At 54.3% G+C, this 20,544-nt stretch carries 15 protein-coding genes and 2 pseudogenes; 6 read left to right on the top strand and 11 right to left on the bottom strand.

Annotated elements, in window-relative coordinates:
• Positions 1-24: 24 nt before the first annotated feature.
• Positions 25-753 (top strand): TSUP family transporter, encoded by a 729-nt coding sequence (locus AC2FLJ_RS21190; RefSeq protein ID WP_496699249.1) that lies wholly within the window; start codon positions 25-27, stop codon positions 751-753.
• 16 nt (positions 754-769) lie between these two features.
• Positions 770-1,786 carry a D-cysteine desulfhydrase family protein gene (locus AC2FLJ_RS21185; RefSeq protein WP_496707503.1) on the top strand — a complete coding sequence of 339 codons (1,017 nt, stop codon included), beginning with the start codon at positions 770-772 and terminating at the stop codon, positions 1,784-1,786.
• Positions 1,787-2,021: 235 nt separating this feature from the next.
• Here AC2FLJ_RS21185 and AC2FLJ_RS21180 read toward each other — a convergent pair whose 3' ends face one another.
• The 3 genes from AC2FLJ_RS21180 to AC2FLJ_RS21170 all read right to left on the bottom strand — a co-directional run bounded on the left by AC2FLJ_RS21180 (position 2,022) and on the right by AC2FLJ_RS21170 (position 5,590).
• Positions 2,022-2,669 (bottom strand): glycine-rich domain-containing protein, encoded by a 648-nt coding sequence (locus AC2FLJ_RS21180; RefSeq protein WP_496707501.1) that lies wholly within the window; start codon positions 2,667-2,669, stop codon positions 2,022-2,024.
• A gap of 275 nt (positions 2,670-2,944) precedes the next feature.
• Positions 2,945-3,799: a DUF4396 domain-containing protein gene (locus AC2FLJ_RS21175; RefSeq protein WP_496707499.1), complete on the bottom strand. Its 855-nt coding sequence runs from the start codon at positions 3,797-3,799 to the stop codon at positions 2,945-2,947.
• A 99-nt stretch (positions 3,800-3,898) separates the two neighbouring features.
• Positions 3,899-5,590: a thiamine pyrophosphate-binding protein gene (locus tag AC2FLJ_RS21170; RefSeq protein ID WP_496707497.1), complete on the bottom strand. Its 1,692-nt coding sequence runs from the start codon at positions 5,588-5,590 to the stop codon at positions 3,899-3,901.
• A 435-nt stretch (positions 5,591-6,025) separates the two neighbouring features.
• Between AC2FLJ_RS21170 and AC2FLJ_RS21165 the strand changes: the two genes are divergently transcribed.
• Both AC2FLJ_RS21165 and AC2FLJ_RS21160 read left to right on the top strand, forming a co-directional pair.
• A complete protein-coding gene (locus tag AC2FLJ_RS21165; RefSeq protein WP_496707495.1) occupies positions 6,026-7,585 on the top strand; it encodes a class I adenylate-forming enzyme family protein in 1,560 nt (519 codons plus the stop codon).
• Positions 7,586-7,833: 248 nt separating this feature from the next.
• Positions 7,834-9,021 (top strand): YbfB/YjiJ family MFS transporter, encoded by a 1,188-nt coding sequence (locus tag AC2FLJ_RS21160; RefSeq protein WP_496707493.1) that lies wholly within the window; start codon positions 7,834-7,836, stop codon positions 9,019-9,021.
• 99 nt (positions 9,022-9,120) lie between these two features.
• Here AC2FLJ_RS21160 and AC2FLJ_RS21155 read toward each other — a convergent pair whose 3' ends face one another.
• Positions 9,121-10,773, bottom strand: a complete 1,653-nt coding sequence (locus AC2FLJ_RS21155) for an NAD-dependent malic enzyme (RefSeq protein ID WP_496707491.1) — start codon at positions 10,771-10,773, stop codon at positions 9,121-9,123.
• Between the two features lie 582 nt (positions 10,774-11,355).
• Complete coding sequence (locus AC2FLJ_RS21150; RefSeq protein WP_496707593.1) at positions 11,356-11,637, bottom strand: hypothetical protein; 282 nt, start codon at positions 11,635-11,637, stop codon at positions 11,356-11,358.
• On the opposite strand from AC2FLJ_RS21150, the pseudogene AC2FLJ_RS21145 reads away from it, so the two are divergent.
• A pseudogene (locus AC2FLJ_RS21145) lies at positions 11,582-11,703 on the top strand (IS6 family transposase); the annotation flags it as partial. The gene AC2FLJ_RS21150 and the pseudogene AC2FLJ_RS21145 overlap by 56 nt on opposite strands.
• Before the next feature lie 2 nt (positions 11,704-11,705).
• On the opposite strand, the pseudogene AC2FLJ_RS21140 reads toward AC2FLJ_RS21145, so the two are convergent.
• The 6 genes and pseudogenes from AC2FLJ_RS21140 to AC2FLJ_RS21115 all read right to left on the bottom strand — a co-directional run.
• A pseudogene (locus AC2FLJ_RS21140) lies at positions 11,706-11,792 on the bottom strand (IS6 family transposase); the annotation flags it as partial.
• 522 nt (positions 11,793-12,314) lie between these two features.
• The gene (locus AC2FLJ_RS21135) at positions 12,315-14,714 is read right to left on the bottom strand and encodes a trimethylamine N-oxide demethylase (RefSeq protein ID WP_496707489.1); all 2,400 of its coding nucleotides are present in this window, start codon (positions 14,712-14,714) and stop codon (positions 12,315-12,317) included.
• Positions 14,711-15,082: a cupin domain-containing protein gene (locus AC2FLJ_RS21130; protein ID WP_282121446.1), complete on the bottom strand. Its 372-nt coding sequence runs from the start codon at positions 15,080-15,082 to the stop codon at positions 14,711-14,713. Before AC2FLJ_RS21130 ends, AC2FLJ_RS21135 begins: the two co-directional genes overlap by 4 nt.
• A 1-nt stretch (position 15,083) precedes the next feature.
• Positions 15,084-17,066 (bottom strand): ABC transporter permease, encoded by a 1,983-nt coding sequence (locus tag AC2FLJ_RS21125; RefSeq protein ID WP_496699272.1) that lies wholly within the window; start codon positions 17,064-17,066, stop codon positions 15,084-15,086.
• On the bottom strand, positions 17,066-18,094 hold the full coding sequence (locus AC2FLJ_RS21120; protein WP_058277106.1) for a quaternary amine ABC transporter ATP-binding protein: 1,029 nt from the start codon (positions 18,092-18,094) through the stop codon (positions 17,066-17,068). The genes AC2FLJ_RS21125 and AC2FLJ_RS21120 overlap by 1 nt, the downstream gene beginning before the upstream one ends.
• An 82-nt stretch (positions 18,095-18,176) precedes the next feature.
• The gene (locus tag AC2FLJ_RS21115) at positions 18,177-19,130 is read right to left on the bottom strand and encodes an ABC transporter substrate-binding protein (protein WP_058277107.1); all 954 of its coding nucleotides are present in this window, start codon (positions 19,128-19,130) and stop codon (positions 18,177-18,179) included.
• A 237-nt stretch (positions 19,131-19,367) separates the two neighbouring features.
• Between AC2FLJ_RS21115 and AC2FLJ_RS21110 the strand changes: the two genes are divergently transcribed.
• A complete protein-coding gene (locus tag AC2FLJ_RS21110; RefSeq protein ID WP_058277108.1) occupies positions 19,368-20,303 on the top strand; it encodes a LysR substrate-binding domain-containing protein in 936 nt (311 codons plus the stop codon).
• Positions 20,304-20,544: the final 241 nt, after the last annotated feature.

Below are 20,544 nucleotides of genomic sequence, written 5' to 3'. Positions count from 1 at the left end.
TGCTTTGGTCCATAGGAGATTTGAGTGTTCGTTGACCTGTCAATCCTGATGATTGCCATCTGCCTTGGCGCAATGCTGCAAGTCGGCGTTGGCATCGGGTTCAGCATTATCGCGGGACCGCCCATGATGATTTTGCTTGGCACGTCGACAGCGGTTCCCGTTTTGCTTTTGCTGAACACGTTTGTATCAGTGGTAGCGACAGACCGGCATGTTCTAAAAAACAACCGTCAACTAATCCGAACCGCGGTCATTGGATGCTGTGTCGGAGTTGCCGCCGGCCTTGTTGTGTATCCCTTTTTGAGCGAAGCATTTGTTCTTGCCCTGACGGCGTGTCTATTGCTGATCGGGTTGATTACGACCTTGCTCCCCTTGCGGGGGTCCATTGGCAACGCTGGGTTTTCATTCGTTACAGGACTGTCTGGGCTTGCGACTGTTTGGGCAGCGACACCGGGCCCTCTTATGGTGTTCGGTTTGATAGCTAAAGGCCGTTCCGCCAAAGAAGTAGCGAAACTGGTTCAACCGATAGCGTTGGTGGCATACGGCATAGCTTTCTTGTTGCACAATTTGTCCGAAACCCAAGCAATCTCATATGAACCGCAGTTAATAGGGTTCGTTGCGATCACTCTGATCGGCAGCATAATTGGTCGTGCAGCAGGCCCTTATTTGCCACAGCCGATCGTCATCGCAGTGATCCGCGTGGTATCCTTGATTGCCTGCTGCGTTCTGTTCCATCGGGCTTTTTCAATGGCTTAACCTTAAAGGTCACAAGATGACACGAAACAACAATCTGCACAGGTTTCCACGTGCCAAACTTATGTCGGGTCCAACCCCTTTGGAGCGTTTGGACAACTTGTCGGCAGAACTGGATATCGACCTTTGGCTGAAACGTGATGATCTGACTGGGCTTAGTTTTGGTGGCAACAAAACACGGCAGCTAGAATTCTATCTCGGAGATGCGCGTCAGCAGGGTGCTGATACCATTCTGATCACCGGCGCCGTTCAATCCAATTTCGTTCGATCTGCGGCCGCTGCCGCAGCCAAACTGGGCATGCAATCCGTGCTTCAGTTGGAAGAGCGTGTCCCTGATATGGGGGCGGAGTACTATTCGTCCGGGAATGTGCTGCTGGCACAAATCCTTGGTGCCGAGCATATGGGTTACCCTGAAGGTGAAGACGAAGCGGGAGCCGACGCAGCGCTGCATGCGCGCGCAGTTGAATTGAAAGCCAAAGGTCACAAACCGTACGTTATTCATCTGGGGCTGGGCCATCCGCCCTTGGGTGCCTTGGGCTACGTCGTGGCCGGACAGGAATTGTATCAGCAGATGCCGGACTTCGACGCGGTCGTCGTCCCCTCGGGTAGCGGTGCCACACATGGCGGACTGCTGACCGGTCTGGCGTTAGAAGAAAGCACTGCCTCGGTGTTTGGGATTTGCGTGCGCAGAGATCGTGAAATGCAGCAGGCCCGAATGAAGGCCGTTTTGCAGAAGCTTGCGGACTTGCTGGATATCGACGCAGGACTTCTACAGGACAAGATCGATGTTTTCGACGAAGCCTTGCCGCCGGGTTATGGCAAAGTGAATGCAATAACGCGCGCTGCATTGGAAAAGATGGCACGGACGGAAGGGGTTTTCCTTGACCCTGTTTATTCTGCGAAAACGTTCGCTGGTTTGCTGAACCTGGTCGAAAGCGGGAAGATCAAGCCAGGCGAAAAAATCGTATTGTTACATTCGGGTGGATTGCCCGCACTCTTTGGATATCAAAGTGAATTGATCGACAACCCAACTTGAAGCGTTCGCAGTTCTCATACGTTTCAGAAACTTGCTTGCTTCCATTTTTGGTGCCCAAACAAAACTCCTGAAACCCCAGCGATGAGCCATCTGTGTCTGCGTGGCATCGCGCTACCACGGCTAACCGAAAAACATTGGATCACGATTACAGGGTGAACGATTTGAGGGCGAAGCTTCGGTTCTACGTCTTGAGTACGGTGCAGAGCAAACTTAATCAGATTGAACGTTTGGCGATTCAATCGCCGCAACCACCGCCATCTCCTGAGCCACAATCACCTGCATCCTCGTCGGCGAAGGGATCGTTGCATTCAAAAATTAGCGTCAGCTCACTTTTGGAGGTCAGGCTATTAAGTGTGATCACAAAAACGAAGAGAGGTACGCTTAGCCAAAGCACTCCAAACAAAAAACCGCCACTTTGAGCGATGGAACTGGCGCCGATGCAAATGAACACCAGCAAGAAGATCAGCACTATGAAAGTTCCAATTCTGTTTTTCCGCTTCCAAATCCCTTTTGGGGGCGTTCCAAACAAGTCCGAATAGGCTTTGACTGTGGCTTTGTAGTCATCCAGATGTTGGAGACCTTGACCGCCGGGGTTGTGATGTACTGGTTTGCCCAGCTTCTTGCAAAAGGCGTCCCAATAGTCGCGGCTGTGTTGCATGTGCAAATGCCAAACCAAATCGACCGCCTTTGAGGGGACGTTGCGTTCTGGTCGGGTGGCACAAAGATACATGAACTTTTGATATTCGGCGATCGCCACATTGGCGGTATCGCGAGAGATGCGGTTTTCGGCCATCAGCTGTTCAATGAATGGCGTGCCTGCAGCATCATCAGGCATTTTATGCGTCTTAATCAGCTCCCATAGCTGAGTATTGAGAGAGGTCATCGGAGCCTCCTATGTTTTCTCTTTTTTGCAACTTTTGACTAGCGCACGAATATGACAGATATGTGACACGTGCGGGAACCTGCTTGCGACATTGAGGCCAGTGGCGAGTTCGGAGCTAAACAAACCTCCATCTACATTCAGGCTGAGCGCCTTGAAAACCGGGCGCTACTTTTGGCGAAGTAATAGTCTCCTGAGGTTTTTTGCGAGGTCACTCGACGCTGAAATTTCGCTTTTCTGCCGACAAGCAGGAAAACATAAACTCGCAATCGAGTTGTTCAGAATTTGATCAGCACGAATTTAGATGTCAGCCACAGTGCTGCGATAAGGATTACGTAAGTTGAAAGAACCCAAGCGGTTGCTTCTCTAATAGGCAGGCTTTTCATCTGCATGTGATGATGCCCGGCCATTTGGTGCCCGTTTTGGCCTGCCATTTCGCTGTTTTCGTGGGAAACATGGCCAAGTGCTGGTGCCGGGCCATCAGCACCGGGAAGTGTCATGCAACCGTGTTTCAGGTGGTTCGCCACCAACCATCGGTTCATTGGAAAGGCGACAACCGCACCGACAACAGTCGCAAGGCTCATGCGAAACCAGAATTGTGGGGTAAGCGGGTCCTCGGATCCCGGCCACGCAGCCGTAAGCAGAACCATCGTCGGGATCATTCCGGTCATAACCATGTTCATCGAAACCGTTTCTGCAAAGAGCGTCTTTCGAACGGCCTGCCCGTAACTCCCGAACATTGGCATCATCATCAGCGCCTGGAAGATAAACAAACCAGATACGAACCCAAAGGCATATTCGACCAAGATGTCCCACCCGTTTGAAAGGTCCAGGAAGTGGACGAGGATGGCAGCAAAAATGATGCCCGTGGCATCACCTGCAACGCAGTGCATTTCGCTATTGATACCTTGTTTCCAAGTTGCGCGCGTATACTGGTCGTGACCTCCCGGGAATGGGCGGCGACATGCAAGCAAGTAGAAGAACAAGCCGACCGGACCGGTGTATAACGTTACGAGTATCCATGCGGTTCGCTGTACCCAACTCGTAACGCCGTTGCTGATCGAATCCCAAATGACAAAGCCCACGCTGACACCAGTCAAAAGAAACCAGACGAGCATCGCACCATTCAGCATATTAATTCCCTATGTTCGGCGGAAAAAACACCGCGGATCGGGTTGCGCCAGTCATGTGTTGTCAATTGACCAACTGTCCGGATTGTCCCGAGTAATTCTCTATCTGCATCGATTGGGCCGACCGTTGTTTCGCGCGACCTGATTGCCCCACCGCAACAGGTTGACGTTGCAATCGTCCCGATCAATCAGAACTTCGATCAGGCAAAGACCGTCATGATCCAGAGCTGTTTTGATGGCCTTGTCCAACTCGCCTTCTGTTTTCACCCTGCATCCCCAGGCGTTACCCTCTCCGGCGCCAAACACGTCAATCAAACCGGCGTAGTCCCAATTCTTGATGGTGTTATATGGGCCATCGTGGATTTCTACTTCGATCGTGTAGCCGCCATTGTTGATGAGGAAAATAATTGGCTTTGCATCGTACCGGATCATGGTCGAAATCTCTTGCGCAGTCAGTTGGAACGAACCGTCGCCAATGCACGAGATCAACCGGCGCTTCCTGTTACCTAAGGCGTATCCCAGCGATGCACCGACAGACCAGCCAATGGATCCATACTGCATCTGTATCTCGAAACGCGTGCCCTCGGGCAGTTTGGTCTCTATGCCGTTGAACCATGAGTCACCCGTCTCCACGAGCAACGTGCTGTCCTTATCCAGCATCTTCTGCACGCGGGCGAATAGTTGGCGAACCGTCACCGGTGTTTCGGCTTCACCGGGCGCTGGCGGGTTTTGTTCGGTTCTGACACGTTCGAAGGCCGCGACAGCACCGCTGTTCGGCGTAAGCTTGTCAGTTAGCGCATCCAGAAATTCATCCATGCGGACATTGCTGAAATGTGTGTCACCCAACTGTATGGACGTTGGATGCACCATAACCGCTTTGCCGGGATCAAAACCAAGCTGATGACCCGTCGTAGTGTAATCGGTGAAAACAGGGCCGACAAACAGCAGCCCGTCGGCGGCATCGACAATTTTCCCACAGCCCGGCGTGCTGACCGGTCCCCAATAAATCCCCATGAAGCCTTCGCTTGTCTCAGGCAGGAAGCTCTTGGCGTTGGGCATAGATGCCTGGGCGTATTCGCAGGCCGCGGCAAGGCTGCGCAAGGGGCGTTCGGCCTGACCCGCGCGCACTTTGCTTCCCGCGACAAGTACTGGCCGCTCTGCCGTATTCAGGAATTCAGAAACTTGAGAGACCGCAGTCGCTAATGTGTTCGGATCACTGCTGGACTGCCTGGCGAAACTACGCGGTACAGGCGCGGACGTAGGTGCACCTGCAATGTTCGAGGCGATTTCGATATAGACCGGTTTGCGTCGAAGCATTGCGGTGTCTATCGCCCTGTCGATCGCGACAGGCGCAAGAGACGGATGATGAATCGTGACAGCCTCTGCAGTGACGCGGGCGAACATCTCGCGCTGGTAATCGTATTCAACCTCGCCAAGCGTGTGGTGCAGATATTCCCACTCGGCTTCTGAGTTTGTGTTCGGCCCACCGGAAATCGCGATCAATGGAAGATCTTCGGCATAGGCGCCTGCGACGGCATTCAAAAGGCTCAACCCTCCGACCGAATAAGTGACGACAGCCGCTGACGGCCCCCCGGTTGCGCGAGCATACCCGTCTGCTGCGTAGCCTGCGTTGAGCTCGTTGCAGCAACTGATCATCCGCAGATCCCGATTGCCAAGCAGCTCGTCCAGCAGCACCAAATTGTAATCGCCGGGAACCACAAAATAATCCGCAATTCCAGCTTCTTGCAGTCTCTTCGCCAGATATGATCCGACAGTCCAGCGCTCTGTTGCCATGCCATTACTCCAATACAATTTATCAAAAAGAACTTGGCACATCCTATTCACGAAAGCCGGATTCGCAAAACCAAGAGAGTTGCGCTTGGCTCTGTCACGGAGAAGCTGGAAGCCGAAATCTGTTTTGAACTAGTGGGTGCTGTCTGCGTCAAAACTCAGCTATCGGTCTGTGCGGCCACCCAGTCGAATGACATCGCGCGATAAAATCGACAGAAAAGATCCTGAGCCTGAATGGGCCTTTACATCAACTCGAACCACAGATTGGACAAATTTACTCTTTGTGGGCGTTTCTGCCGCTCCCTATTGGAAGTGGATAACAATGCAGTATGCTCGATCCACCGACCAACCAATTGTGTGTTTGGTTTCCGCTCGTTGCGCGTCCACTGAAGATTGTTGAGGGCACCCTCGGACGCGGGTCCATTTGGAGAGAAAAGCATGCCGGTAACCGGGCCACCGCTGGCCGCTCCCGCGGATTTAACGAACCTTTTTCGGCGGGGATTGTCGGCGGATCCCAAGGCGATTGCGCTTTACGCGTTGGACGGGGCTTTGACCTGGCAGGAGCTGGATACCGCCTGTACACGGCTGGCGCTTCGATATCTGAGCCTGGGGCTTAATCCGGGGGACCGAATAGCTTCGATTATGCCGAACCGCGCGGTGTTGGTGATCCATTATCTGGCCTGCTTGCGGGCCGGTTTGGTGGCGATGCCGCTCAACTATCGCTATACGGCCGCGGATATCGACCATGCGCTTCGGTTGGCGACGCCGGCGGCGCTGTTGGTGCATGGCGAGCGCGCCAAGGATGTGGCCGCAGTGCCAGGCGTCGGGCGACTGCCTTTGGGGTTGATATCCTATGCAGGCGAAGTGGACGGGGCGCTCGTCTTGAAGGACCTGATGGACGGTGAGGTTGAGGCGACATTGCCGACGATTGGGGCGGACGCGCCAGCGTTTATATTTTTTACTTCCGGGACCACGGGGAAGCCGAAGGGCGTGACGCATAGCCATGCCAGCATGGGGGCTATGGTGGCAAGCAATGCTCGGGGGTTGGGGTTGAGACCTGGGGATGTGGTGCTTCCGGCGTCGTGGATTTCCCATACTGCCGGGTTGCGGCTGACGTTTGCAGGGCTTTGGGCCGGTGCCAGAACGAACGTAGTGCGGCAGTTTTCACCCGCCGAGCTCCTGGGGCTCCTGCGACAGACAAAGCCGACAGTGGCGCAGATATTGCCCGCGCCATTGGCTGCATTGGTAACGGGGCACGGTGCAGTGCGCGAAGACTTTGGTTCATTAAGAACGATGATGGCAGGTGGCGACAAACCCTCGCAGACACTGGTCGACGCCTTTGGCGCGTTGGCGGGTGTGCCGATCGGGGCGTTTTATGGAATGACTGAAATGGGGACGTCACATTCGAACACACATGGAGGAGTAGAGAAAGTCGGTTCCATTGGATTGAACAATCCAGGGTATGTCTCGGCGCTTCGTGATGAGGCTGGGGTGGAGGTGCCAGTGGGAGTGGACGGCAGGCACTGGGTCAAGAGCCCGACTATGATGACGGGGTATTGGGACGACCCAGGTGCGACAGCGGCAGCGTTTCGGGATGGCTGGCTCGATACTGGCGATTTGATGCGACGGGATGAGGAAGACTATTTCTGGTTCCGGGGGCGGCAAAAACAGATCATCGTGCATGACGGCTCGAACATCAGCCCGGCAGAGGTGGAAGATGTACTGACAGCGCACCCCGCCGTTGCAGCGGCGGTGGTGGTTGGGGTGCGAGATGAGATGCACGGCGAAGATGTATGGGGATTTGTGAGCTTTGTCGAAGGGGCGAAGCCAGTGCGCCCCGGAGATATCATCGACTTCGCGCGGAAACAGATCGGATACAAGGCGCCGGATGTGGTTCGGATCGTTAGTGCATTGCCGCTGACCATGGGAGGCAAGTTGGACCGGATGGCGTTGAAGCGGATGGCGGCGAAAGAAAGCGGTGCCGCGCATATACTGTGATACCGTGGACGATCAGGTCGCAGATGCGAAATGCTGACCTGAGATAAGAAGCGGTGACGATGGGCAACGGAACTGAGGATCTCATTCCCTCAGCGCGGAATGCGGCATTGGAAGTCGAACCGCAACTTGTTGTAAATAGGCACTCTTAAGCTGCTCAAGCCCTACCGAAAGTATCCGCGCCCGAACAGTTAGGATTGCACGTCCAAGCGCATTGGGGCACGGTGACCGTTCAACTTGGAAGAATGTTCATGGCCACCGCAAAACCTACCAACCCGTGGCTCATATTGCTGGGCCTTGCGCTTGGGGTCAGCATATCCAACGCATTTGGTCGCTTTGCATACGGACTAATCCTGCCATCCATGAAAAGTAGCCTTGGCTGGAGCCTCACTCAATCCGGTTGGCTCAATACGGCCAATTCGATTGGCTACATAGTGGGTTCGATTCTAACGCTTTTGCTGATCCGGCATTTTTCTCCGTCGCGGTTGTTTGCAAGTGGAACTGTGGCGACCGCACTGTGCCTTTTGACGACCGGGTTTGATGAAAGCCTTGTGTTTCAAACTGCCTGTCGTACTTTGGTGGGACTGTTTGGTGCTCTTTCCTTTGTGTCCGGCGGCGTACTGGCAGCATCGCTGTTCCAAACCAGCGCCCGAAAGAATGCATTGGCCATCGCCTTATACTTTGGCGGTGGCGGTGGATTTGGTATCGCATTATGTGGCGCGATCCTTCCGAGTATGTTGGACGTATTCGGACCACAATATTGGGACTGGGCGTGGATCGGGGTCGGGTTGGCAGCCCTGGTCATTTGCCCATTTTCGGTTTGGGCTTCCACAAAATTGAACGAAACCGAGCATGACGCCGCACTGCCTTCCATCCCACCGGTGCGCAGAATGCTTGGCGAACTCGGCGGGTATGCGCTGTTTGGATTGGGTTACATTGTGTACGTCACTTTTATCTCGGTCTGGATGAAGGAGCAGCACTCCAGCGTCCTTTTGACCACCGCAACATGGATGGTTCTTGGGGTCAGTATTATGGCGTCTCCTTTTGTTTGGCGCGGGGTCTTGGCCCGCTTTCCATCCGGAACGCCGTTGGCGCTAATCCTTACCGGGGTCGCATTTGGATCAGCCCTGCCAATCCTGGTTCCATCTGGATATGGATTAATTTTGTCGGCACTGGTGTTCGGGCTATCGGTCTTTATGCCACCCACTGCGGTCACCAGCTTTGTCCGCCAGAACGTGGATCAGCAGGATTGGGGTGCAACCATAAGCTTTTTTACAGTTGTTTTCGCCATTTCACAGACACTAGGACCAATCGGGGCTGGTATCATTGGCGACTTGACCGGAGAAATTGGAGATAGCCTTGTGGTGGCTTCTGCGGTCCTGCTGGTGGGTGCCCTTTGTGCTGCGATGCAAAAGCCGCTCAGGCGTAAGGTGGCGTAGCCGTCGTATTCAGAACCATACTGATTCATTCTCTATTTGGACGCGGTGGGTTCTGAATGTGCAATGTAAGACCTAGCGGTCACTCCAGCCTGATCTGCTTTAGGCAATCCCCTCATAATGCGGGGTCCAGAACTTCGCATCTATTGCCGCTTTCAAGTCATCCCCCGTGGATTTAGGCGCAACCCCATCCAACTGCGCCTGTTGCCCAACGGCAAATGCGATAGCTTTGCTGACCTCGCGGATGTCCCCCACATCGGGCAGCAAGCTGGCTGTGCGATCGGACTTCGCAGGTGACAACGTGGCGAGAGCCTCGGCGGCGGCCATGAACATTCCGTCAGTGACGCGACGCGCGCCTGCGGCCAGCACACCCAACCCCATGCCTGGGAAAATGTAGGAGTTGTTACACTGTGCGACATGGTGCGTCTTGCCGTTGTAGACAACAGGATCAAACGGGCTTCCGGTGGCGACCAATGCATGACCATCTGACCAGCGGATAATATCCGCAGGCACGGCCTCAATTCGCGATGTCGGGTTCGACAGCGGCAATACGACAGGATGTTCTGTGTGAGCCGCCATCGCCCGAATGATCTCTTCAGAGAACAAGCCTGCCTGACCGCTGACACCCACCAATATGTTGGGTTCGGCCTGGTTAATCACGTCCAACAGAGAAATTTCACCATCGGACCAGCTCCCTACTTTGTTGAGGGGTTGGACAATTTGCGTTTGGAACGGCAGAAGGTCTTTCATCGCATCGGTTAACAACCCGTTCCGGTCCACCATGTAGATGCGTTCGCGTGCCTCGGTTTCGGGTAATCCTTGGCGAACCATGAGTTGAACCAGTTGCTCAGCGATACCCACTCCCGCTGATCCCGCTCCAAGAAACGCGATGGTAGCGTCCTTTAGCGGAATGCCGGTGACATTTGAGGCAGCCAGCAACGTACCCGCCGTTACCGCCGCCGTACCCTGAATATCATCATTGAATGTACAGAGCTGATCGCGATACCGCGCAAGCAGGGGTGCCGCATGTTGCTGAGCAAAATCTTCGAATTGCAGCAACACATCCGGCCACTTACGCTTTACCGCCTGTACAAACAGATCGACAAAGTCAAAGTACTCATCCCCGCTTACGCGTTCATTCCGCCATCCGATATAGAGGGGATCTTCCAGCCGTTCTTTATTGTTGGTGCCGACGTCCAGTACCACCGGGAGCGTTACGGACGGGCTTATTCCACCCGCAGCGGTATAAAGCGAGAGCTTTCCGATCGGAATTCCCATTCCGCCCGCGCCTTGATCGCCCAAACCCAAAATCCGCTCTCCATCGGTGACAACTATGGCTTCGACAGAGGGCAGGACGGCATTCTCAAGTATGTCATCGATCCGGTCACGTTCGGGGTACGAAATGATTAATCCGCGTGGGTGATCGTAGATCTCACTGAACCTCTTGCAGGCGTCACCCACGACTGGTGTGTAAATTATCGGCATCATCTCGGTTAGATGTCGCACCAATAGAGCGTAAAACAGAACCTCGTTGTCATCTTGCAAGCCACGCAGATAGACATGTTTATCCAGCGGCGTCTCCTCACGTTCAAAGGCGGCATAGACACGGTCCACTTGGGTTTCGAGCGTTTCGACGTGTGGCGGAAGAAGACCCAACAATCCAAGCTTTTCTCGTTCGTGTAGAGAAAAGGCAGTACCCTTGTTCAGCAGCGGGTTTGTCAAATAGTGCAAATTTGCAGGATCAGTATCGGCCATTGGATGCCCTTTCGGATCAGCACGCACAGGTTGCACGCATCTGTCTGGTAAGGTCAGCATTATAAGACAAAAAATGCAACGAGCTTGCGACTGGAACTTTCTCGCATTGGGCCAACACACTACGTGCGATGGCTTGCCCGAGTAATTCGCGGCCCAGAACCGCCATTCGTCTCAGTTGCTCACGCTGCATTGCAGATTCCCCGAAGCGGACTTTGGCCGGGAATCTCATCCAACAGATAGGTCGCAAGCAGTTCGGAGTACTGCCAGTCTCTGGAGCTAGGGATAGTCAAAAGAGCCGTGTCCCAAATACGAAAGTGTTAATCGGTCTGCCGCTTCCATTGTGCCCGCACTCGATACTGCGGAACGATGTACGCCCACAATAAATTCGCACGGAAGATGCTAACCTTTACGCTTTTTCCAACCGTTGCATTGGCCAGCTAATAACCCCGCCCACCCGGATAAATCCGAGCAAACAACCAAGATAGACATTCATTTTTTACCCCGGCGCAATGAACCCGGAATGCCCGAACTTCGAGATGGTTTCGATGGTCTGTTCAACACCAAACACTATACAGAGCCAGGTCAACCAGGGTGGAATAATTTTGTTCTCACCAAATCCCAGCACTGCAACTGCGCTGCCCCTTCTGACAGGCCGCTTGGATCATAAGCCAGGCCGGCCCAAGTCCACGCCTGAACTTTTGCCGTCAGAGTGAAACCAAAGACGCCGGCCATAAAAACATAGCGATGAGGCACAGGAAGAAGGGCTGAGAACTGGCCAGAAAAATCATCAAACCGAGAGAGACAAATGTTGGAGACCAATACGTTGCCGAAGAAGATTGTGATCGACAAAAACGGTGCCAACATTGCGAGCCTCAAGGCTACCAACAAATGCTGAAGAGCTTCGGTTGTCCGATGCCAATTGAGATGGTGAGCCGTTTGATGAAAGGGTGATCTTGCTCAATGATGCTATTCATGGATTTCCGCCTGACCATATCAATCAGGATCGGGTAGCCGAAACTGAGTGCCGGAGGTGGAGGAACACCGCTTGCAGGATCACTTCTTTTGAAAAATGCGCACCTTTAAATGAGATTGCCGCGGCTAGCTTCCGTCTATATCCGTAACGCCTTTTACACGATGGCCTCACCTCAGTCAGAAGGTAAAAAGTTTGCGACAAAGTCATTAAAGATCACGGTTCCTGACGCCGGACAGAACCCTTTTCACATTCAAGTTGGTTGTAGCAAACGCAGTTTTCAACGATCCCAATGGAACTGACGTCAAACAGTCGTCTCAGTTGTAGTTCTCGACGCTCAGGAAAACCAGTGTGCGCATCCGGCAGCCAGTCCAATGGTCGGATGAACGAGCATAACCGTCACAAGTGAAAGCCAAAAACACAACGAGACGCTATTGTGAGGTTCGATATCGGATGCTGGAGCGGGGCAGACAAAACTTTTGCTTTCTCGCAGTTTTGCGAAGGTCATTCTTCGCATACGATGCACCCTGACGGGAGACTCTCTGTGACCAACGGTTTTGTTAAGGAGTCGTCATTCTGCTGCATCAGGAACATCAACTATTGAATAGTTGCCCTTTACGCGTTCCTTTGTCGGGTCAAAATGAGGGAAAGGCACTATTTTGGCTTTCAGACGCTTTTGTTGGCCGTCCAGTTGCCCGATTTCAATGTCAACTCCGACGACGGCATGAGTGACCGAAACCCGGCCCAACGCAATAACCTTGCCCAGAACGGGTGATTTCATCGCGCTGGTAATCTCTCCAACCTGCGCCTTTCCTAAACGCACACAGTCGCCGGGCGAGGGGACCGTGCCGCCCTCAATCTCGAAACCGACCAGTTTGCGATGAGGATGGGTCTTGCGTTCTTCAATCGCTGCCCGCCCGATAAAATCGTCGGGCTTTGACTTCAGTGGAACGGTGAAGCCGATGCCTGCCTCGAAGGGATCGGTTTGATCGTCGAATTCGGACCCGGCAAAGATCAAGCCACCTTCGATCCGCACCATATCCAGTGCCGCAAGTCCAAGCGGAGCTATGCCATATTCCTGGCCAACCTCCCAGACGCGATCAAAGATCTCGACGGCATCTTTGGGATGGCAGAAGATTTCATATCCCAGCTCACCTGAATATCCGGTCCGGGAAATTACCACAGATGTCCCCTGCACATCACCAACCCGAGCCACGGTCAGCCGGAACCATGGCAGTTCTTCGATCGTCGGTTGCTGAGGCGGTGTCCAAAAGATCTTGGAAAGGATGTCGCGACTGTACCGCCCTTGAACCGCAATGTTGTGCAATTGATCAGTCGAATTGCGCACCCAGACATTCATATTGCGTTTGAGGGCCTGTTCCTGCAGCCACAATCCGCTGGTATCATTCCCGCCGATCCAGCGGAAATTCGTCTCACCCAATCGATAAACCGTACCATCGTCGATCATACCGCCGTGTTCATAGCACATCGCGGTATACACGACCTGACCAACGCTTAGCTTTTTCATGTTGCGGGTTACGCAAAGCTGCAACAGCTCTTCTGCATCGGGTCCGACAACTTCGTATTTCCGCAAGGGGCTGAGGTCCATAACCGCAACCTTGTCGCGGCAGGCCCAGTATTCGGCAATCGCGCCGTGATTGGTCATCGTGTTGGGCAGCCAATAGCCGTTATATTCGACGAAATCACGGGTGTGCCGTGCAAAGCAGTCGTGAAATGCAGTTTTCTTGGTTTCTTCCACATCCGCCTCCGCAGATTTTCTATAGCCGTAGGATCTTTTGAAATCCTCGGTCGCCTTGTAGGTTCGCACCTGAATATCGGTTGGATTCCAGCCATTTGCTGGATCAATGTCGCAGGGACAGCCGGTGCTGACGCAGACCAGATCGGTCAGCGCGCGCAACAAGACGAAGTCACCGGGGCGCGACCAGGGGTCGTCCATGCCAATGGCGTTGGTGTCGTCCAGCATCGTGTTGAAAAAGAAGTTGATTGCAGGCCAACCACCACGTGATTTGATGCCATACTGATCCAAGTCTTTATTGATATTGTCCGAGCAATTCACGTGGCCGGGGTAACCGAGATCTTCATAATACCGCGCCGTACAGGCAAGGCCAAACGTGTCATGGCGTCCGCACGTATCCTGAACGATCTCTATCAGCGGTTCCTGATCAACTGACCAATACTTCGAAAAAATCCCCGGTTTCGGATACAAGCTGCCCATCAGGCTACGCGTTGTTGTGGGATCAATCTCGCGTTCGATCCCCTGATCCAGTGCCCGTTGGCTGAAGGCCTGAAAATCCGAGCACTCACGCCCGCGAACATCGACAATCTGAATGAACTCACCGGCCCTGACCTCGTACGAGTGGGCATTGCCCGGCTGAATATTGAAGTCCCTGAGCGGATCGGCCAGCGGTTCGGGTGGTCCCACATCGGGTTTTTCCAAACCGGGTGCAGAGCGCTGAATGTACAGGATGATATCCGTGGGAGGGTTGTTATCTTCGGGGCGCATCGCCTTGCCGGGTGCAGCCACGATCAGAAGGCCATCACATTCGGCGACGAAATGCACCATGTCACCGGGGCGCGACCCGTCGGTAAACGCCCGAACCGCGTCACCTACTCCGATGTCAAATCCGGCAACTTCCAGAGCGCGCAGCACTTTCTTGCCAGACGGCGATCCATTTGCCAGCGTCGCAATCAAACCATCCGGACGTCCATGTCCCAAAGCACCCAGCATGGCCGCATCAGAACTCCGGTCAGGGGCAAAGAAGACCATCTCGGCCTGTTGCATCCCGTCGCGGTCCAACAAGGTTATCGTATCACCTTTGGAAATCGGAACAGCGCGCGACCCCATTCCTGGGACCGGGTGGCGTTCCGTTCCATGCGGCAGGATCGGAAGGCCGGGGGCCAGAACTCCGCTGCGTTCGAACGGAACTTCGAATACCGGCTTCACATTCATAGTGCATCTTCCTGAATGATCTCGGTTGCACCGCGGTGGGTGACAACCAATAGGCATCCCGCCTCGGTTTGCGAATAGTGGCTGGACCCAGCAGCGAGGCTGACAAAGTCGCCGCTGCGATAGCAAAATCCATCGTGATCTGTCAGATCGCCTTCGAGGATGAAGAACTCTTCTGGTCCATGGTGGATATGCGGGCTTGAACGTGTGCCCGCTGCCATCTTCATCAGATAGCTGCCTTGCCCGGTTCCCTCATCAAAGCTGACATTCTTCCACCAAACTTGTTCGTCGGGTCGGCCTTCCATACGCATCCGGACAAACCCGGGATCGTCGAAACGGGTAACGGTGCGTGGGATTTGATGCTGTGCCATCTCAATCAAGCCCCAACCGTTTTTTTCGTTTTTCAGCCCAACTGCTGATCGCCATGTCAAAGGTCAGCGCCATCAGGGACACGTTCAGACCCAGCACAAAATTCTTACCCAGTTCGGTGCCCGCCAGTGTTCGCTGCAGTTCTTGTCCCAGATCTTGCGTACCGATGAAGGCGGCAATGATAACCATGAAAAAGGCGAACATGATTGCCTGATTAAACCCGACCGCCATTGTCGGCAGGGCCAGCGGGAATTGGACCGACATCAGCTTTTGCCGCCGGGTCGAGCCGGACATGTCTGCCGCCTCGGTCATTTCCGGCGGTACATTACTGAGGCCAATAATCGTGTACCGGATCAGCGGCACGGCGGCGAAGATCAGGATTGAGAACACAACTGCCACATCATTGACCCCAAACAGCATGATCGCGGGGATCAGGTAAATGAAGCTTGGGAAGGTTTGCGCGGTGTCGCAGGCCAGCAGGATGCTTTTGGACCAGCGGTTGGACCGCGCTGCAACAACGCCCAAGGGGATACCGATCATAGTCGCCAGCGCGACTGCTGAAATCACAGTATAAAGCGTGATGACCGACCGATCCCACCAGCCCGAGAAGGCGACAATCGTAAAGAAGATTGCGGCGTAGATGCCGGGCTTTCGGCCACCGACACAATAGGCAAAGGATACAACCAGCAGGATGAAAGCGGGAGTCGGAATGGCGAGTAGCGTATTCCGGAACGGGATCAAAACCTTGACGTTAAGGAACCAGCGCAGCCATTCGGTTGTGCCCTTGATCGCGTCTATGGCCAGGAACGACTTGATCACCACGTCGATTTCTTTGCCCTGGCTGAGATGCTGCTTGCGACCAACTTCAGCCAGGATCGGAAACACCTGGGCCAGCAGAGTAAATCCAACAAACAGACCCAGCGCGACCAGCGAAATCTGGTGCCGTTTCCACCATGGTGTCCCGCGTTCGAAGTGCACCGGCTGCTTGACGACCCAGGCCTTTGACATCCGATCCAACGTGACAGCCAGAAGGACGATGGTTACGCCAATCTCGAAAGAACGGCCCAGTTTGAAACTACCCATCATCGCCAGCAGTTTCGCGCCAAGACCGGGCATTCCGATAAAAGCGGTCAGAACAACCATCGCAAGACACAGCATGATCACCTGATTGACGCCGACCAGAACCTCGGTCCGCGCGGCTGGAACGTAGACGTGGCGCAACATCTGCCAGCGTGTGCAGCCAGACATCTGGCCTGCTTCGATCACTTCCGGGCTGACCTTTTTCAGGCCCAGAGTGGTCATCAGGATCATCGGTGGGATGGCAAAGGTAATTGTTGCGACGGCCCCAGCTGTCGGTCCGACCTTAAAGAAGATCACTGCTGGCAAGAGATACGTAAAGAAGGGCAGGGTTTGCAGTACGGACAGGATGGGTTTCAGCAACCGCTCGAACCAGCCGTATTTCCAGGCCGCGATGCCTAGTACCAGACCCAGCAAGAAAGCCAATGGTGCCGCAACCACGATGACGGACATCGTCTGCATGGCGATTTTCCACTGTCCGATTGCCGCGGTCCAGATGAAGGTGCCCGCGCCCAAGGCAGCCAAACGCCATCCACCAACGGCATAGCCGACGACGGCTGCCACTGCGGCAATCGCGGACCATGGGATCGGGCCCAGATAGGGCCAGCGACGCTTGCCCTCCAATAGGTTCGCCGAGGTATCCAGCAGAAACTCAAGCGGGCCTTCTGCAATAAAGCGGGTGACATAGATCAGACCGAGATCGTTTTGAATGAAGTTGAATATCGCGTCCAAAACCTGTGCCGTTGGCGGGATTGCAGCCTCAGGAATGCGATTCAGCCACTCGGGCAGAATGCCAATTGCCTTAGCCAGGATCAGTGCAATAGCGGTGACCAGCAGCGCGGTTAGGACTTTGGTTTGCCCCCACGGGCCGTCCCTTGTGTCCGATATGTCGGTGGACAGCGTCGCCATCATTCCGCCCCAAGCAGAACATTCAACGCGGTGTCACGTTCCAGAACCCCGGTGACAACGCCTTTGTCATTCGCGACCGGCAATAGGATGCGCTTGTCATTTACCAGTACCCGCGCCAATTCGTGAATAGTCGAGCCGCCATTGATCGGCGCGCCCTCCAAAGCATGACCATTCACAGGCTTTGCAAGCCCCTTCGCATGTACGACCCGGGCCTTGTCGACATCTTCGGTAAATTTGGCCACATACTCGGTGGCAGGGTTCATCACGATCTGATCGGGGGTGTCACACTGTTCGACCGCGCCGTTGCGCATGATGGCAATCCGATCGGCCAGACGCAGCGCCTCATCGAAGTCATGCGTGATGAAGACGATGGTTTTGCCCAGCATTTCTTGCAGACGGAGGAATTCATCCTGCATTTCACGGCGGATCAACGGATCCAGCGCCGAGAAGGGCTCATCCAGAAACCAGATATCCGGCTCAATCGCCAGTGATCGGGCGATACCGACCCTTTGCTGTTGACCGCCGCTGAGTTCACGCGGGAAATATTCTTCCCGACCTTCAAGGCCCACCAATTTGATGACCTCCAGTGCGCGTTCGCGCCGGTCGTAGCGATCTTGCCCGCGCATTTCCAACGGGAAGGCGACGTTGTCCAATACCGTGCGATGTGGCAACAGACCGAAGGATTGGAACACCATCCCCATCTTGTTGCGGCGCAGCTCAATCAGCTCGCGTTCAGTCAGGCTCATGATGTCCTGACCGTCAACTTCAATCGTTCCGCCTGTAATATCGTGTAGGCGTGAAAAACACCGCACTAGCGTGGACTTGCCTGATCCTGACAGGCCCATAATGACCAGCATCTCGCCACGAGCGACCTCAATCGAGACGTCCTTGACACCGGCGATGTACCCATCCGCGCGGATCTCATCGAAACTGCGGCCAGCGGCCAGAGATTTCAGATAGCTCTCTGGCGAGGGCCCAAACAGTTTCCAGACGTTTTTGGCTGAGATGACAGGCGCTGAGGCGGACATGGCTGCCTTTCTTTCGTGTTGAGCGCGGCCTTGCATCGCTGAGATGTTCAAGGCCGCGCCAGTTTCGGTGGATGCAACCGGATTATGTACTGCAGGCACTGATCCAAGGATCAATGACGGCGCGGTTGGCGTCCAGCCATTCTTCGGCTGCCTCTTCCGGCTCAAGCTCATCAGTGTCGACCAGCTTCGCCATCTCAGCAATCTGCGGGTTGGTGAAAGAAATCTCGGTCAGGGCGCAATACGCGGCCGGCCACTTGTCTTTCATGCCATCCCAAGCCGCCTTTTTCAGGTAACCCTCGGCAGGGTTGCCACAATCATACAGCGCTTCCGGGTTGGGACCCTTGGCTGGATCCTTGTCGCACCCATCTTCCCATGCCGGGAATTCAACGAACTCACCTGGCCAAACAGCTTCGGCGAAGTTTGGCGTCCAGTTAAAGACCAAAACCGGCGTTTTGTCGGCCTCTGCCGCGCCAATCTCAGCCCAAAGGGCTGCGGCTGAACCCGCATTGATCACCGTAAAGTTCAGATCCAGTGCTTCGGCGCGTTCTTTACCATGCTTCAACCAGTCGACCGGCCCATCCAGATAACGGCCCTTGTCACCGGTTTCGGCTGTGGCGAACAGGTGCGCACAGTCGTTCAGTGCCTGCCAGTCAGGCAGGCCCGGGCAGGATTCCTTGGTCCACATCGGATACCACCAATCCTCGCGCGTGACCGCATCATGATCGCCCGCATCATGCAGACCACCTTTTTCCAGTGCCGCGCGGTAGGATGCACCAAAGGCACCTTCCCAGACTTCCATCTCCAGCGCGACATCGCCCAAACGTACCGATTCATAGACGGCCTGACTGTCGGTGGTGACATATTCTACGTTGTTGCCCATCTCTTCGAAGATCAGGCCTACAACGTTCGACATCACGATCTGGCTGGACCAGTTGTGAATGGGGATTACGATCGGGTCGCTGCTGTCTTCGGCAGCCGCGCCAGTTCCCGCTACTGCTGCCAAGGTTGCAGCAGAAAGTAGGTTTGTAAGTTTCATGTTTGCTCCCTGAGTGACATTCATTTTTGAGTTGAGGACTCTTCCGGCCCCGAATTCATGCATTCTGCCCAAGATCGTCTAATGTGCAGAACAGAAATTTGAGGGGCTTTGACCATAATTTCTTGAGGCTAATCCGACTTTTTGCTATCTTAACAGACAGTTGCCTGATCGAATGTTGCCAGATGCGGGCAAATGTTTTTGATCGCGCCGTCGTCCAGCTCGGGAAAAGGCCCCCAAATGCCAAAAAAAGCGCCAGTCACCGGGAAAGTCTTGCCGCCGCTAGACTATTTGTTGGCATTTGAAGCCGCTGCCAAGGCACAGAGTTTTGCGCAAGCCAGCAAGGTGCTGAACATCTCAGAGACCGCAATCAGCCGCAAAGTACGCTTGCTGGAACAGCACTATGACGTGCCCTTATTCGTAAGGGGTCATCGTTCTGTTTCCCTTACTCAACAGGGTGCCATCCTGTTGGCGACCGTGGAAAAATCACTGGACCTGATGCGGGATGTCAGCCGAGACATGCTGGCCAAGCATCAGGCAAATACGGTTTCGATCTCGGCGACCAATTCTGTTGCGTCTCTTTGGCTGATGCCGCAACTTCGCAAGTTCAACAAATCCAATGGCCGAATACGTATCTCTTTAGTGTCTTCTGACAGTGACGCAGAATGCCTGTCAGATTCTATGGACCTGACAATTCTGCGGGGGGATGGCGACTGGCCGGGGTACGAGGCAAAGCTTCTGTTCGGAGAAACCGTTTTTCCGGTTTGCAGCCCCGAGTACCTCAAAAGTAATCCCAATGCCGCGGATATTTCTGCGTTACCGGAACTTGACCTTATTGAGGTCACCAGCGCGCATGCAGAATGGATGACGTGGCGAGCGTGGTTCAGCGGCAATGGTGTATCAACATCATCAATGGAACAGGCAGTCGCGTTCAACACTTACCCATTGTCAGTACAGGCAGCGGTTGATGGATTGGGCATTGCGTTGGGCTGGGCCCATCTTGTTGATCCATTGCTTGAAAGCGGCGCTTTGGTCAGGCCAGTCCAGGGCGCATCGGTGCGAACTGAGTCGGGATATTACCTGCTGAAAAGGCCTTTCAACAGTGCTTTTCCAGAGCAGTTGATAGTCGAAGATTGGCTGCTGGGTCTTAGTGAAGGTCGGAAAAGATACGCCTGAATTGGGTTGTTGGTGGCTGGGCATTGATGGTGAGTTTGGCTGTGGGCTGTTTGGCAACTACAACTCGCGTATTGACCCAGGGGAATAATTATTTACTTTAAAGAAAAATAATCGAATCTGGGTTGGTGCGCTGCCGATCCGGCCAAGACGTTGTCAGACTTTTCCAACCGGGGGTTTTGCCCAATGAGCTATAAATCGGACATTGAAATTGCGCGCGAGGCGCAGAAGAAGCCTATTCAGG

Source organism: Ruegeria sp. CDSA034 (genome assembly GCF_059612275.1).
This window is presented reverse-complemented; position numbering and strand designations above follow the sequence as displayed.